The organism is Streptomyces sp. NPDC001381, from assembly GCF_042895685.1.
In the GTDB taxonomy this organism is placed as follows: Bacteria; Actinomycetota; Actinomycetes; order Streptomycetales; family Streptomycetaceae; genus Streptomyces.
Map to the genome: position 1 here is coordinate 251,606 of NZ_JBIAWO010000002.1, position 14,052 is coordinate 265,657.

General features: G+C 69.8%; 11 protein-coding genes and 3 pseudogenes. 7 read left to right on the top strand and 7 right to left on the bottom strand.

Annotated elements, in window-relative coordinates:
- Positions 1-136: 136 nt before the first annotated feature.
- From ACFY2L_RS08215 to ACFY2L_RS08225, 3 genes are read right to left on the bottom strand one after another with little or no spacing between them, the layout of a single operon-like run.
- Positions 137-1,072 (bottom strand): PDR/VanB family oxidoreductase, encoded by a 936-nt coding sequence (locus ACFY2L_RS08215; protein ID WP_390821832.1) that lies wholly within the window; start codon positions 1,070-1,072, stop codon positions 137-139.
- A complete protein-coding gene (locus ACFY2L_RS08220) occupies positions 1,069-1,239 on the bottom strand; it encodes a hypothetical protein (RefSeq protein ID WP_390658605.1) in 171 nt (56 codons plus the stop codon). The genes ACFY2L_RS08215 and ACFY2L_RS08220 overlap by 4 nt, the downstream gene beginning before the upstream one ends.
- On the bottom strand, positions 1,236-2,306 hold the full coding sequence (locus tag ACFY2L_RS08225) for a Rieske 2Fe-2S domain-containing protein (protein WP_390658604.1): 1,071 nt from the start codon (positions 2,304-2,306) through the stop codon (positions 1,236-1,238). Before ACFY2L_RS08225 ends, ACFY2L_RS08220 begins: the two co-directional genes overlap by 4 nt.
- 730 nt (positions 2,307-3,036) lie before the next feature.
- Here ACFY2L_RS08225 and ACFY2L_RS08230 point away from each other — a divergent pair.
- A pseudogene (locus ACFY2L_RS08230) lies at positions 3,037-3,173 on the top strand (sugar kinase); the annotation flags it as partial.
- 25 nt (positions 3,174-3,198) lie between these two features.
- Here ACFY2L_RS08230 and ACFY2L_RS08235 read toward each other — a convergent pair.
- A pseudogene (locus tag ACFY2L_RS08235) lies at positions 3,199-3,390 on the bottom strand (TerD-family protein); the annotation flags it as partial.
- Between the two features lie 310 nt (positions 3,391-3,700).
- Positions 3,701-4,759 carry a PucR family transcriptional regulator gene (locus tag ACFY2L_RS08240; RefSeq protein WP_390821834.1) on the bottom strand — a complete coding sequence of 353 codons (1,059 nt, stop codon included), beginning with the start codon at positions 4,757-4,759 and terminating at the stop codon, positions 3,701-3,703.
- A gap of 214 nt (positions 4,760-4,973) precedes the next feature.
- On the opposite strand from ACFY2L_RS08240, the gene ACFY2L_RS08245 reads away from it, so the two are divergent.
- From ACFY2L_RS08245 to ACFY2L_RS08255, 3 genes are all read left to right on the top strand, one after another.
- Positions 4,974-5,495 carry a hypothetical protein gene (locus tag ACFY2L_RS08245; RefSeq protein WP_390821835.1) on the top strand — a complete coding sequence of 174 codons (522 nt, stop codon included), beginning with the start codon at positions 4,974-4,976 and terminating at the stop codon, positions 5,493-5,495.
- A 77-nt stretch (positions 5,496-5,572) separates the two neighbouring features.
- On the top strand, positions 5,573-7,606 hold the full coding sequence (locus tag ACFY2L_RS08250; protein WP_390821836.1) for a flotillin family protein: 2,034 nt from the start codon (positions 5,573-5,575) through the stop codon (positions 7,604-7,606).
- An 87-nt stretch (positions 7,607-7,693) separates the two neighbouring features.
- The gene (locus ACFY2L_RS08255) at positions 7,694-12,577 is read left to right on the top strand and encodes a DNA repair ATPase (protein WP_390821837.1); all 4,884 of its coding nucleotides are present in this window, start codon (positions 7,694-7,696) and stop codon (positions 12,575-12,577) included.
- Positions 12,578-12,705: 128 nt separating this feature from the next.
- On the opposite strand, the gene ACFY2L_RS08260 is transcribed toward ACFY2L_RS08255, so the two are convergent.
- Positions 12,706-12,864 (bottom strand): hypothetical protein, encoded by a 159-nt coding sequence (locus ACFY2L_RS08260; protein ID WP_390821838.1) that lies wholly within the window; start codon positions 12,862-12,864, stop codon positions 12,706-12,708.
- Between ACFY2L_RS08260 and ACFY2L_RS08265 the strand changes: the two genes are divergently transcribed.
- On the top strand, positions 12,863-13,057 hold the full coding sequence (locus ACFY2L_RS08265; protein WP_390821839.1) for a hypothetical protein: 195 nt from the start codon (positions 12,863-12,865) through the stop codon (positions 13,055-13,057). The two genes, ACFY2L_RS08260 and ACFY2L_RS08265, sit on opposite strands and share 2 nt — an antisense overlap.
- A gap of 11 nt (positions 13,058-13,068) precedes the next feature.
- On the opposite strand, the pseudogene ACFY2L_RS08270 reads toward ACFY2L_RS08265, so the two are convergent.
- A pseudogene (locus tag ACFY2L_RS08270) lies at positions 13,069-13,323 on the bottom strand (DNA-binding protein); the annotation flags it as partial.
- A 424-nt stretch (positions 13,324-13,747) separates the two neighbouring features.
- Here ACFY2L_RS08270 and ACFY2L_RS08275 point away from each other — a divergent pair.
- Entirely contained in the window at positions 13,748-13,963 is a 216-nt protein-coding gene (locus tag ACFY2L_RS08275) for a hypothetical protein (protein ID WP_390821840.1), read from the top strand.
- Positions 13,960-14,049, top strand: coding sequence for a K(+)-transporting ATPase subunit F (kdpF, locus tag ACFY2L_RS08280; protein ID WP_037659531.1), 90 nt, complete (start codon positions 13,960-13,962; stop codon positions 14,047-14,049). Before ACFY2L_RS08275 ends, kdpF begins: the two co-directional genes overlap by 4 nt.
- Positions 14,050-14,052 lie beyond the last annotated feature (3 nt).

The window sequence follows — 14,052 nt, forward strand, 5'->3', positions numbered from 1 at the left end:
TCCGACAGGCTGTGCGCACACCGCACAGTAGTGCTCAACTGGCGTGCAGGGAACGTAGATCGTGCCGTCCGGCGGGGTCAATGGCTTTGGCTGACGAAATTGTTGACAGTTTCCCCGCCGGTCTGGGACCTCCGGCTCACAGATCCAGGACGAGCCTCTTCCCCGCGCACCGCGACACGCAGATCATCATCGTCTCCCCGGCCTCCCGTTCCTCGGCCGTGAGCACGGAGTCGCGATGGTCCGGTGTGCCCTCCAGCACGTCGGTCTCACAGGTGCCGCAGGTGCCCTCGGTGCAGGACCAGAGCACCTCGACGCCGGCGGCGCGCACGGTGTCGAGGACGGAGACGCCGGGCGGGACGGTCAGCGTACGGCCGCTCTGCGCCAGCTCGACCTCGAACTCGGCGTCCTCGCCCGTCGGTTGCGCCTTCGCCTGGAATCTCTCGACATGCAGGGCACCGGACGGGCAGCGCGCCTCCACGGCGTCGAGCAGCGGGCCGGGACCGCAGCAGTAGACCAACGTCCCCTCGGGCAGCGGGTCCAGCACCGCACCGAGGTCGAGCAGCCCGGTCTCGTCCTGCGGAGCGACGGTGACCCGCTCGCCGTACCGCGCCAACTCCTGTGTGAACGCCATGGAGTCACGGCTGCGGCCGCCGTAGAGCAGCGTCCACTCGGCGCCCGCCGCCTCCGCCGCCGCGAGCATCGGCAGGATCGGGGTGATGCCGATGCCGCCCGCGACGAAGCGGTAGCGGGCAGCGGGGTGCAGGGCGAAGTGGTTGCGCGGACCGCGCACCCGGACCTTGTCGCCCTGCCCCAACTGCTCGTGCACATACGCCGATCCGCCGCGCCCCTCCGGTTCCCGCAGGACGGCGATCCGCCAGGCGGAACGGTCCGCGGGATCGCCGCACAGCGAGTACTGGCGCTCCAGGTCCGGCCCGAGCAGGACGTCGATGTGGGCGCCCGGCTCCCAGTCGGGGAGCGGCTCGCCCAGCGGGTGGCGCAGGGTGAGGGAGCGCACACCGTCGGCCGCGGACTGCAGCCCGTCGACGACGAGCTCGGCTTCGTACACCGTCATGAGTTGTTTCCTTGCGGCTCGTGTCCCTGGGGGTGGGCGAGCATCCACTCCCACATCTCCACCGGGTCCTGCGCGGTGTGCTCGCGACCGCAGTGACAGGTGCCGTGCAGGGTGTCCGTGCCCGGCAGCCAGTCGATGCGGTAGATCTCGCCGGTCGGGCTGCTCACAGGGCCTTCTCCACCGGCTTGTCGCCCTCCTCCACCAGCCGGGCGAGGATCCGGCGGGCGGCCAGTCCACCGGTGTCGATGTTGATGCTCAGCTCCTGGTAGCCGGTGCGCTCGGTACCCAGGGTGCGCTGCAGCAGGTTGAGCGCGGTGACGTCCTGCATGACGACGGTGTGGTTGTTGCTCCGCAGGAACTCGGTGACCTCGTCGTCCTGAGTCGCCCAGTCGCGCGAGACCATCCAGAAGTCGTACACCTTGCCGTCGGTGGACGGCGTGATCGCGTAGGTGACCTCGGTGTGGAAGCCGTTCGGGTCGCTGCCGTCCGGCTCGGGCACCACACCCACCGGGGCGACCCGGCTGTGCAGCAGATACAGGCACGGCGCGTGGTACTCGATGTCCTGCCAGCGCGTGATGCGGCCCTCGATGCCGGTCGAACGGGCGTAGAACGGCGGGCACTCGGCGTCGTCCATGTGCCGGCTGACCCGGACGATGCCGGCGCCCTCGTCGACCTCCGTGGTGATCGGCGTCTCGGCGACCTCGGGGGTGCCGATGTAGCCGCCGTGCAGATAGGTCTCGTGGGAGAGGTCGAGGAGGTTGTCGACGAGCAGGCCGTAGTCGGCGTCGATCGGCTCCATGCCGCGGACGGTGACCCAGCCGGGGGAGTCCAGGTGCCGGGCCCGCGGGATGCTCTGCGGGTCCGCCAGCGCCGGGTCGCCGATCCACACCCACACCAGCGAGTCCTGTTCGACCACCGGGTAGGAGGCGACCCGCGCGGTGCGCGGAACGCGCTTCTGCCCCGGCACGTACACACACGTTCCGGTCGTGTCGTACGTGAACCCGTGATAGCCGCACACGACGCGGTCGCCGTCGAGCCGGGTCGGCGCCTCGGACAGCGGGTATCGCCGGTGCACGCAGCGGTCGTGCAGCGCGACCGGCGTCCCCTCCGCCTCGGTGCGGTACAGGACGAGGGGCTCCCCGAGAATCGTCCGGCCCAGCAACTCCCGGCCCACCTCGTGGCTGTAGGCGGCGACGTACCACTGGTTCCTGGCGAAGGCGGTCATGTGAGGCATGGGCTTCCCGTCCCTGTCGGCGGGGCGTCCTCGCCCCGCGTGCCGTGGTTGGGATCAGGGTCGTGAGACTTGCATCGCCTCGGCAAGACGGCTTCTGCCAGGCGGAAGAACTTCTGTAAAGAGGCTGGTCAGAGCCCTGTTCTGTCGGCCCCTAGCCGCCAGAGCAGGTGGCCCGGGTGCTGCTGCTGTTCGGTTCGCGCTTGGGTTGGCCGGAGAGGGCGACGGCGAGTGCGGCTACTCGCTGCGTAGCGTTGATCGCCCAAACATGTCCGCTTAACTGCAAATGTGATACCCGTCTGTTGATGGATGCCCGGTACAGCGGCAAGAATCAGCATCATTGCAGGTCAACTATTGATCGTTTTGGAGTCTGGGGCTCTCGGGTCGAATCCGGGTCGAATCCGCACCCTTTTGGGCTGTTGAGCGTGTCGCCGCTGGTCAGGGTGGTGTGAGGTCATGTGCTGGTTCGCCTCGCGGATGGGGCTGGCGCGACGAGAGTCGGACCGATGAGCCGCTGAAGAGGCGCTGAGTGGCTGTGGTCGGCTGCCGGGGGCAGGGGGCTCACCAGCGGATGCTTCGCTGGCGGTGGTGCACGCCTTTCGTGATCATGTCCAGTGGACATGTCTTCAGGCGGGACGGCTGATGCGCGGCGGCCCGGGAATGGCGGTTCCTGGCCGAGACCGACCTGCCGGGTGGCAGGGGTCATCCAGGAGACGTGTGGTAGGCGGGTGGCGTGGCCGGCTGCCCCGCCGCCTCGCGAGGCATCCGGCGCTCTCGCAACAGCCGGTACACCCCGGAACTGCCATTCCTCGGCGCCGACATCAGCACAGCCTCGGTCGGCTCGCCGTCACCGACGCCGAACTGGAAATCTCGGTACCTCAACGGGTTCATGGACCTGGCTCATGTTGATGGTGCCGTCCGGTGAGCGGCTTTCGAAGTGGACGACGTACACGGGCCGCCCATAGGGGGCGTGTGTCGAGTAGGTCGTGGCGATGATGTCGAGATGGTGAGGCGGCTGATTCCAGGGACTTGGGTCCCACTTGAGCCGTACCTCGGCCTTTCCCACTCCCTGGCTGTCACCGCTCACCGGATTGCTGCCTCTCCCATGCCAAGCCACCACGGGATGGTCCCCCGTAAGGCCAAGTATGGCTCTCGGCCATCCTGTTGAAGCCCTGTGCGGCAGGCTCCTTCGACAGGCCGTTCGGGTCATGGTGCGTTCAAAGAGGCAAGGACATCAGCTGGTTCGGTGCGGTTTATGCATGCGGTGTCGACGAACACCCGGTGGATGATGCCGTTGTGGTCGATGGTGTGGGCCGTGGTCAGCGCCGGGACGCGGGAGCGGCTGCGCGGTCGTCGCGTGCGCTGTCGGCCCCGCCCACCGTGGCGGGTGCCGAGTGTCAGAGGTCCTTGGCGGGCCAGTCCAGAAGCCGGGCGCCAATCACTGCGGTCTGGAGCATGTATCGGTGGGCCGGGTCGGCGGGGTTGGCGCCGGTGAGTTTGTGGATGCGTTCCAGGCGGTAGGTCAGGGCGCGCACGCTGAGGGTGAGGCGGCGGGCGGCCTCGGCGGCCACGCAGCCGGAGTCGAAGTACGCGGTGAGGGTGTCCAGGAGGGGCTGGACGCCGCCGCGGGCCATGGTGAGCGGGCCCAGGGTGTCGGCGACGAGGTCGGCCATGGCTTGGCGGTCGCGGGTGAGGACGGGGTAGACCAGCAGGTCGGCGGCGCGTAGGACCGGGTCGTCGAGGCCGAGGCGCTCGGCGAGTTCGAGGGCGTTGACGGCCTCTTCGTAGGACTGGACTACGCCTCCCGGACCCGGTTGGGGTCGGCCGATGGCTACGCGGCCGCCGTCGGTGGCGGCGTGGGCCTGTTTGGCGAAGTAGGCGAGGACCTCGTCCTGGTGGCCGGGGGCGATGCACAGCAGTCGGCCGTCCTTGGTGGTGAGCAGGACGCTGCGGTCGCTGAAACGGGAGATGAGCGCCCGTTCCACCTGCTGGGGCACCGGGTCGCCCTCGTCGTAGGCGGCGGGTCCCTGCGCGACGGCGACCCCGTTCGCGTGGGACAGGCGCAGTCCGAAGCGTTCGGCGCGTTCGGCGAGGCGGCCGAGGTCGCTGCGGCCGTAGAGGAGGTCGTCGATGAACTCCCGGCGCGCGGCCTCTTCCTGGCGCACGGCGACAAGCTGGGCGCGTTCGTATCCCTCGGCGAAGGCGTCGATGACCTGCTGCGCGGCGGCCAGTGCGCCGTCGGCGGAGCCGGGCGTAACCGGCCAGGCCGTGCGGGCAGCGCTCAGATGCGCGCTGACGAGGGCACGCAGCCCGTGGCCCGCCTCGGCGGCCTCCTCGCCCAGGGCGCGGCGGGAGGCGATCTCGTCCCGGGTGAGGCGTCGTCCGGTGGCCGACACCGCGGCCAGGATCTCGGCGTATCCGTCCAGATAATGCTCGGGTAGTTCCCGGTCTGTCACTTCGTCCCCCGGACTGTTGACGCGCCGGTGACGGTTTCTTAGCGGCCATCGGCATGCAGACCCTAATGAACACTGCCGGGAACCGGCAATGCGTGGCAGGGGTTGGATCGTGCAGCATGGCTCGCGGGGAGCACGGCGGATGGTTCCGATGCCGGATACCGGCAGGTGCCCGGTACCGGGGCCCGGAACGGCCGTGCGCCGTCGGAGACGACTGATGCGCGCCACGGGCGGAGAGGGGGATCAGGAGATGCGGACATTTCTGGCAGCGGCCACGGCCCTGCCCACGATCCTGCTGACCGCTGCCCTCGTCGTGGTCGTCTGCTTCTGGCTCCTGGCCTCTGTGGGCGCCGCCAGCGTTGACAGCTTCGACGCGGACGTGGACCTTCGGGTGTGGCGCATGGGCGGGGTGCCCGTGACGATCGCTTTCTCGCTGCTGACGGTGCTCGCTTGGTGCCTGAGCGTCGGAGCGGCGGTTCTGCTTGCCGTGTTCGCGCGCCCAGGGCCGGTCGCCGGGATGTTGCGCCTTGTCGTGCCGGTCGGGGCGCTGTTCGTCGCCTGGGTCGTGACCTGCCTGATCGTACGTCCGTTGCACCGCCTCTTCCCGGATGAACCCGTGCCGTCCGTGCCGAGCGAGGCTCGCACGGGTGACGGTGAGCCGTCGGATGCCGCCGGCCGGGATCCCTATGGGGGCGTGTCGCGCGGCGCCGCGCTCCCTTCGCGAGGCCGCGCCGCCTGAGCCGCGCCGCCGCCGGACCTCGTCTGCGGCCCTCTCTTCTTCAAGCTCAACTCCCTTACGCCTGAAGGACGTATGCCATGGTTGCCATGCTCGTGGGCATCGGCGTGCTCGTCGCCGTCTGCCTCGTTGTCGTACTCGTCGTCTCCCAGCTCTTTCGCAAAGTGGAGCAGGGCAAGGCGCTGATCGTCTCCAAGTTGCGCAAGGTCGACGTGACCTTCACCGGGCAGGTCGTCCTGCCGGTGCTGCACAAGGCCGAGGTGATGGACATCTCGGTGAAGACGATCGAGATCACGCGCTCCGGGCGGGACGGTCTCATCTGTCAGGACAACATCCGCGCGGACATCCGGATCTCGTTCTTCGTGAAGGTCAACAAAACCGTCGAGGACGTCATCAAGGTCGCCCAGTCCGTCGGCACCGCACGGGCGAGTGATCGGGACACGCTGCAGGAGCTGTTCCACGCCAAGTTCTCCGAGGCGCTGAAGACCGTCGGCAAGCAACTGGACTTCACCGACCTGTACACCAAGCGCGAGGAGCTGCGGTACCGGATCATCGAGGTCATCGGCGTCGACCTCAACGGCTACCACCTGGAGGACGCGGCGATCGACTACCTGGAGCAGACGCCGCTGACCCAGCTAGACCCGGCCAACGTCCTCGACGCCCAGGGCATCCGCAAGATCACCGAGCTGACAGCCGTGGAGCACGTGCGCACCAACGAGGCCCAGCGCACGGAGGAGAAGGAGATCACCCGGCAGAACGTGGATGCCCGCGAGGCCATCCTGGAGCTGGAGCGCCGGCAGGCCGACGCCGAGATCAAGCAGAAGCGGGAGATCGACACCGTACGGGCCCGTGAGGAGGCCGAGACGGCGCGGGTTATGGAGGAGGAGCGGCTGCGCTCGCAGGGCGCCTTCCTCAGGACCGAGGAGCAGCTCGGCATCCAGCGGGAGAATCAGGCCCGCGAGGTGGCCGTCGCCGCGAAGAACCGCGAGCGGGTCATCGCCATCGAGAACGAGCGCATCGAGAAGGACCGCCTCCTCGAAGTCATCGCACGGGAGCGGGAGACGCAGCTGACCCGGATCGCCGCCGACAAGGAGGTCGAGGCGGAGAAGCGGGAGATCGCCGAGGTCATCCGCGAGCGGGTCGCGGTGGACCGGACGGTCGCCGAGCAGGAAGAGTCCATCAAGACGCTGCGTTCCGTGGAGGAAGCCGAGCGCGGCCGCCAGACCGTGATCATCGCCGCCGAGGCCGAGGCGCAGGAGCAGCTGGTGAAGGACATCAAGGCCGCCGAGGCCGCCGAGCAGGCCGCCGTGCACCGCGCCGCCGAGGAACTCACCCTGGCCGACGCCCGGTTGAAGACCGCCGACCTCGACGCGCAGGCCAAACTGCGGCTGGCCGAGGGCGTCCAGGCGGAGTGCGCCGCCGAGGGGCTGGCCGCCGTCCAGGTCCGCGACAAGGAGGCCGAGGTCATCGAGAAGGCCGGCCGCGCGGAGGCCGAGGCGACGCAGGCACGCATGCTGGCGGAGGCCGAGGGCGCCAAGGCGAAAGCGCTGGCCGAGGCCGACGGCATCGGCGAGAAGCTCAAGGCGGAGGCCGCCGGTCTCACCGAGAAGGCCGCCGCGATGGCCGCCCTCGACGACGCCTCACGCGGCCACGAGGAGTACCGGCTGCGCCTGCAGGCCGAGAAGGACATCCGCCTTGCCGGGCTGGACGTGCAGCGGCAGGTCGCCGAGGCACAGGCCACGGTGCTCGCCACTGGGCTGGAGAACGCCGACATCAACATCGTCGGCGGCGAGTCGGTCTTCTTCGACCGGCTGGTGTCCTCGATCGCGCTCGGCAAGAGCGTCGACGGCTTCGTCCAGCACTCCGACACGGCCCAGGCGCTCGTGAAGCCCTGGCTGGACGGCACCTCCAGCTTCACCGACGACCTCAGCCACGTCCTCGGCTCGGTCTCCACAGCAGATGTGCAGAACCTGACCGTCTCCGCCCTGCTCATGAAGCTCATGAACAACGGCGGCGCGAAGGCCGGACAGTTCCAGCAGCTCCTCGACAAGGCCGGTGAACTGGGCGTCGCCGACACGTCGCTGGCCGCGCTCAACGGCAGCGTAAGGGCCTGACCTGTACTGCCCCGGCCCGTGGTCTGGAGCTGCCGCACAGGGGACGGCAGCTCCAGACCACGTTTCTCCGACTTCCGAGAGGGACCCATGACCACCGGGACCACCGGTTTGGACACCGGCACCTACGAGGTGCTGCGCGACCGGCTCACCGCGCAGGCCGCCGAGCTCGCCCGCCGCGCCGAAGCGCTCAACGACAGGCGTGCCGAGAAGTTCGGCTCGACGCGATTCGAGCTGTCCGGCGCCAAGAGGCTGCGCACCGAGCACAACTGCGTGCCCCGCGACATCGTCTCCGTCGGCGGCGTGCTGCTTTTCGGCTACAACGTCTTCCTCGGCCTGAAGCCGGACACGGCCGTGGGTGACGTCTTCGCACTGCACGACCGCGAGCTGCGCCGGCTGCCCGACGACGCCGTGCCCGGTCTGCTCGACGACCCCGCCTTCGTACGGGAGTTCACGGCCCTCTACCGCTATTACCGCCAAGCCCATCTCCTCCAACTCCGTCACGTGGACGGGAAGTTGCTCGCCGTCTTCCAGACCGGCGATAAGGCCGACGACATCCGGGTCCTGCGCTGGGCCCTGACGGACGACGGCCGGGCGTCCTTCCTCGACGCGCGCGGCGAGCGCGACCACGTCTTCCCGCCCTCTCACGACTTCGAGTGGACCGAGACGACCCGGGAGGACCACGTCCTCGGCCGCCACCCGCACGTCTCCGTCCAGGACGAGGTGTACGTCGAGACGCTCGGCGGCACCCTCACCGTCAAGGTCGAGAACAACACCGAGACCGGCGAGGGCATCTACAGCGAACCCGTCGACGAACCGCTCCAGTCCCTCGCCGACGCGGACATCGCCTACGCGCGCGTGGGTGCCCTGATCCTGCTGCGGATCCGCCCGTACAAGGAGGAGACGCTCCGCTACCTGGTGTTCAACACCCTCTCCAGGAGGGTGATCCGCCTCGACGGCATCGGGCAAGCGTGTCGCCGGCTGCCGGAGGACCAGGGGATCGTGTTCCCTGGCGGCTACTGCCTGTTTACCGGTACGCACAAGAATTTCGACGGCATCGACACCACCGACCTGGACGTCGAGCGCGTGGTCCGCTCCCCGAACGGCGAGAACGTGCTGTTCGCCTTCCACGCACGCGGGGAGGGCCGCAGCCTCCTGCTGCCGTACAACGTGATCCGCAAGGAGGTCGCCACCCCACTGTCCTGCCACGGCTGGGCGCTCTTCGACGACGGCACCCTGATGGTGCTGCGTGCCGGCAGCGACGAACCGCAGCGTGTCCACCCGCTCCAGCTGTGGAAGTCGCCGTACGTCTCCGACACCCACGCCGCCGCGCAGCCCGTCGGCACCGGACCGCTGGCCCGCATCGGCAACGCCGACCTCGTGCGCGGCGTCTCCGACTGTCTCTCCATCACCCAAGCCGTCACCGAGACCACCCCGACGAGCGAGGTGTACGAGGCACTGGCCGCTGCCTGCGTCCGGGCGGCGGACTCCCACTACTGGCTGGGCGAGCCCGGACTCGGCGATCTGCACAAGCCGCTCACGCAGGTGCGGGCCACCGCCGAGCAGGTCCTGGCCGAGTTCGAGACCGTCCAGGCCCTCACCCGGCAGGCAGCGGACGCGCTCACCCAGGCCGCGGCGCGGGTCGCCGCCGTCGTTCGACGCCTGCGCGGTGAGGCCCCGCGCAGTGCCGCTGCCTGGGTGACCGGCCTGACCGAACTGCGCCACGCCCAGGGGCACCTGCTCACGCTCAAGGACATGCGGTACGCCGACACCGCCCGCATCGACGAACTTGCCGCCGATGTCGAGGCCGACCTGTCCGCCTTCGGGCATCGGGCCGTCATCCACCTCGCCCGCGAGGACGCCTTCGCCGGCCACCAGGACGACATCGGGCAGCTCGTCGCCGACGCGGAGGCGATCGCCACGGTGGCCGAGGCAGCGCCCGTCGCCGCCCGTCTTGACGAACACGCCGAAGGACTGCGCACGGTGACCGAGGTCGTCGCAGGGCTGGATATCGGCGACGCCACCGTCCGTACGTCCATCCTGGAGCGCATCGCCGAGGTCCTCGGCGGAGTCAACCGCGCCCGCGCCACCCTCGACGGCCGCCGCCGCGCGCTACTCGACCGTGAGGGGCGGGCCGAGTTCGCCGCCGAGTTCGCGCTGCTGGGCCAGGCCGTCATCGGTGCGCTCGCCGCCGCCGACAGCCCCGAGACGTGCGACGAGCAACTCGCCCGCATGCTGGTGCAGGTGGAGAACCTGGAGTCCAGGTTCGCCGAGTTCGACGACTTCCTCGGCGAGCTGGCGGACAAGCGCGACGAGGTCCACGAGGCGTTCTCCGCACGCAAGCAGACCCTCGCCGACGCCCGCGCCCGCCGCGCCGAACGCCTCGCCGACTCCGCGACCCGCGTTCTCCAGACGGTTACCCGCCGCGCCGCCACACTCGCCGACACAGACGCGATCGTCACGTACTTCACCTCCGACCCGATGCCCGCCAAGGTCCGCCGCCTCGTCGACGACCTGCGCGAACTCGGCGAACAGGTACGGGCGGAGGAACTGGACGGCCGCCTGAAGTCGGCCCGCCAGGAGGCGCTGCGTGCCCCGCGCGACCGCACCGACCTGTACACCGACGACGGCCGCACCCTCCGCCTGGGCAGCCACCACTTCGCCGTCAACACCCAGGCGCCGGAGCTGACGCTGGTCCCGCATGGCGAGGGACTGGCCTTCGCGCTGACCGGTACCGACTACCGCTCGCCGGTCATGGACCCCGACTTCGCCGCCACCCGGCCGTACTGGGAACGCCCGCTGCCGTCCGAGTCGCCCGAGGTCTACCGCGCCGAGCACCTCGCCGCCCGCCTGCTGGACGAACACGGCCCGGCCGCGCTCGCAGAGGCCGACCTGCCCGCCGTCGTGCGGCAGGCGGCGGAGGCGGCATACGACGAGGGCTACCAGCGCGGCGTCCACGACCACGACGCGACCGCGATCCTCGCCGCAGTGGTGCGCCTGCATGAGGGCGCCGGTCCGCTGCGCCACGAGCCCGCCGCACGCGCCACCGCCCAGCTCTTCTGGGCACAGGGCACGACCGCCGAGGAGCGCGAGAGCTGGACCCGGCGGGCGGTATCGCTGGCGCGTGCCCGGGACACGTTCGGGCTCGCGCCCGCCATCGACGACCTCCGGGCCGAACTGGCGGAGGCGATCGGCACCCAAGCAGCGGCCGCCTACCTCTTCGAGGAGCTGACGAGCGGCCCCGACGGCTTCGTCATCAGCGCCGGCACCCGCACGCTCCTCGACAAGTTCCGCCACACGGTGGGCACGTCGGCCTACGACGACGACCTCGCCGCCCTCCCCGACCCGGCCGCACGCAGGCAGCTGGTGGAGGCGTGGCTGACGTCGTACACCACCACGACCGGCACGGAGATCACCCCCGGCGACCTGGCCGAGGCGGTGGCCGCCGAGCTGTGCCCGGACCTGGCCCGCTACGAGTCCGACGCCCCGCTGACCGAGACCGTCGAGGGGCTGCTGGGCACTCATCCGCGCATCATCGGCCGTAGGCTCACGGTTCGCGTCGACGAATTCCTCGCCCGCACCGGGGAGTTCCGTGCCCACGAGGTCCCCGCCCACCGGGCGTACCAGCGTCGCCGGACGGCGTTGGTGGCCTCCGCGCGCACCCGCCTCCGCCTGGACGAGTACCGGCCGCGGGTGATGTCCGCGTTCGTCCGCAGCAGGCTCATCGACGAGGTGTACCTGCCGCTGGTCGGCGACAGCCTCGCCAAGCAGCTGGGCACCACGGGCGAGTCCAAGCGCACCGACACCGGCGGCCTCCTGCTGCTCATCTCCCCGCCCGGCTACGGCAAGACGACCCTCATGGAGTACGTCGCCGACCGCCTCGGCCTGATCCTGGTCAAGGTCAACGGACCCGCGCTCGGCCATGCGGTGACCTCCCTCGACCCGGCGGAGGCGCCGAACGCGACTGCCCGCCAGGAGATCCAGAAGATCAACTTCGCGCTGGAGGCGGGCAACAACACGCTGCTGTACCTGGACGACATCCAGCACACCTCGCCCGAGCTGCTGCAGAAGTTCATTCCGCTGTGCGATGCCACCCGCCGCATCGAGGGCGTACGGGACGGCGAGCCGCGCACCTACGACCTGCGCGGCAAGCGCTTCGCCGTCTGCATGGCCGGCAACCCCTACACCGAGTCGGGCAGCCGCTTCCGCGTGCCCGACATGCTCGCCAACCGCGCCGACGTCTGGAACCTCGGCTCCGTCCTGACCGGCAAAGAGAACGCCTTCGCGCTCAGCTTCATCGAGAACGCGCTCACCGCCAACCCGGTCCTCGCCCCGCTCGCCGGCCGTGACCGCACCGACCTCGACCTGCTCATCCGCCTGGCCGAGGGCGACGCGACGGCCCGCGCCGACCGGCTGGCCCACCCATACGCCCCAGCAGAGCTGGAGCGAATCCTGGCAGTACTGCGGCACCTGCTCGCGGCCCGTGAGACGGTCCTTGCGGTGAACGCCGCCTACATCGCCTCTGCTGGCCAGTCCGACGTCACCCGCACTGAACCGCCCTTCCAGCTCCAGGGCTCGTACCGCAACATGAACAAGATCGCCCAGCGTATCCAGCCGGTCATGAACGACACTGAGCTGGCCACGCTGATCGACGACCACTACCGGGCCGAGGCCCAGACCCTCACCACCGGAGCCGAGGCCAACCTGCTGAAGCTGGCAGAGCTGAGTGGCACACTGACCGCCGGACAGGCTGTGCGCTGGGCCGAGCTGAAGGCGGCGTACGTCCGCACCCAAACTCTCGGAGGCCCGGAGAACGACCCGCTCCCCCGGGCCGTCGCCGCCCTCGGCCTCCTCGGCGACCGAATCGCGGCCGTGGAGACGGCGATCAACCGCGCTGTTGACCCGCGCCTCCTGGTGGCCGGCCCCACCGCCAGGCATGCGGCCCGTCCGGCCTCGGGGCCAGGGGAGAAGTGACGTTGACATCCCACGCGGTGAGATCCGCCTCGCCGGCAACGCCGGACACGTCACCCTTCACCGCCGCCGTCCCGACGCCGTACTGCAAGCGATCCAGGATTTCCTCGGCAAGCGACGGCCGAAAGCGGTCACAACGCGGCCGAGAAGACGGTCGAGACGTACGCCGTCTGCCAGCGCGACGACCGGACGATCCGCGCGCTGGTAGCGGAGGGGAAGGATCGTGAGGCGGTCGCCTTCTGCATCAGCTGGGAACCGGGCATGTCCAACGCGCACTTCGGTGCGTACATGGACGCGCTCGACCAGCTGATCACCATCAACCGTGAGCACTTCGCCGCCTCGGTGAGTGATGGCCGGTCCGCCGTGTCCGGGCTGCTGCCGTGGACGTGCGGTGCACTGCTTGCGGCGGGCCTGCTCACAGTGCTCGGGTTGCGGCAAGCTTTGCGGAGTTCCGCTGAGCACCGGACTGTCGGCCTCTGCTGAGGTGGGGCCTGCTACGGGCGTCGGTATCCCAGAGGGCTGTCCGGGCGCTCGGCCGAGTTCGGGGGTTCGCCGCGGCGGACGGAACCGGGGGCGCGGCCGGCCGGGCGGTCGGCGCGGGCGGAGGAGGTCAGCTGCCAGGGGACGCTGGTGACCATGACGCCGGGGGTGAAGAGGAGGCGGCTCTTGAGCCACAGGGCGGACTGGTTGTGGAGGAGGTTCTCCCACCAGCGGCCGACGACGTATTCGGGGATGAAGACGGCGACGAGGAACAACAACAGCGCGAGTCCGCTCCACAAGGTGACACGCGCCGGGGAGAACGTCCCGGCCGCAGCGTCCACCAGCAGCAGGAGCCCCAGGAACGCGTCGGCGCACGCGATCGCGCTGCGCAGCTCCGCGGCCCAGTGACGGTCGTGGACCAGCCCCTCGGACGGGAGGGCACGTTCGCCGGAATCTCCATCGATCCCGTCGATCCCGTGCCCATCGATACGGCGACCCATAGCGCCGAAGGTAGGCTCGTAGCCGCGCCCTTCCTTGTTTCTTGACGCGTTGCTAGCGGGTCGGTGATTCGTCCTTAACGGCTTGCCCGTCGCTCGGGCGCGTGGGCTTGGCTGGGGCTGTCTGCCGGCCAACGTGTCGGCATCGCCCGGACGTCGCACGTGATGCTGCGACCAGTTTGGCGGGGCTGGGCGTATGGGATGCGTCAAGGGTGTACGGGCCGGCGTAAGGGAGCCGTTAAGGACCATCGAATCCGGCCCGGTAGGCAGGTTTCCTGTAGCGGTCCGATCCTCTTACGGATTTCCGAACCTCTTTCAGGAGCTTGCGATGGCCGACGTGGCCTTCGTCGTCGTCACGATCGCGGTGTTCGCGCTGGTGGCTCTCGTCGCCAAGGGGGTGACGAAGCTGTGACCGCCGAGAACATCGTCGGCCTGATCGTGGCCGTTGCTCTGCTGGGCTATCTCGTCCTCGCCCTCATTTTCCCGGAGAGGTTCTGAGTC

Excerpts from the sequence above, each read along its gene's own strand:
- ACFY2L_RS08225 (WP_390658604.1), bottom strand. The coding sequence starts at position 2,306 with ATGCCTCACATGACCGCCTTCGCCAGGAACCAGTGGTACGTCGCCGCC.
- ACFY2L_RS08260 (WP_390821838.1), bottom strand. The coding sequence starts at position 12,864 with ATGTACGCACCGAAGTGCGCGTTGGACATGCCCGGTTCCCAGCTGATG.
- ACFY2L_RS08250 (WP_390821836.1), top strand. The coding sequence starts at position 5,573 with ATGGTTGCCATGCTCGTGGGCATCGGCGTGCTCGTCGCCGTCTGCCTC.
- ACFY2L_RS08275 (WP_390821840.1), top strand. The coding sequence starts at position 13,748 with ATGGGATGCGTCAAGGGTGTACGGGCCGGCGTAAGGGAGCCGTTAAGG.
- ACFY2L_RS08255 (WP_390821837.1), top strand. The coding sequence starts at position 7,694 with ATGACCACCGGGACCACCGGTTTGGACACCGGCACCTACGAGGTGCTG.
- ACFY2L_RS08215 (WP_390821832.1), bottom strand. The coding sequence starts at position 1,072 with ATGACGGTGTACGAAGCCGAGCTCGTCGTCGACGGGCTGCAGTCCGCG.
- ACFY2L_RS08245 (WP_390821835.1), top strand. The coding sequence starts at position 4,974 with ATGCGCGCCACGGGCGGAGAGGGGGATCAGGAGATGCGGACATTTCTG.
- ACFY2L_RS08265 (WP_390821839.1), top strand. The coding sequence starts at position 12,863 with ATGGACGCGCTCGACCAGCTGATCACCATCAACCGTGAGCACTTCGCC.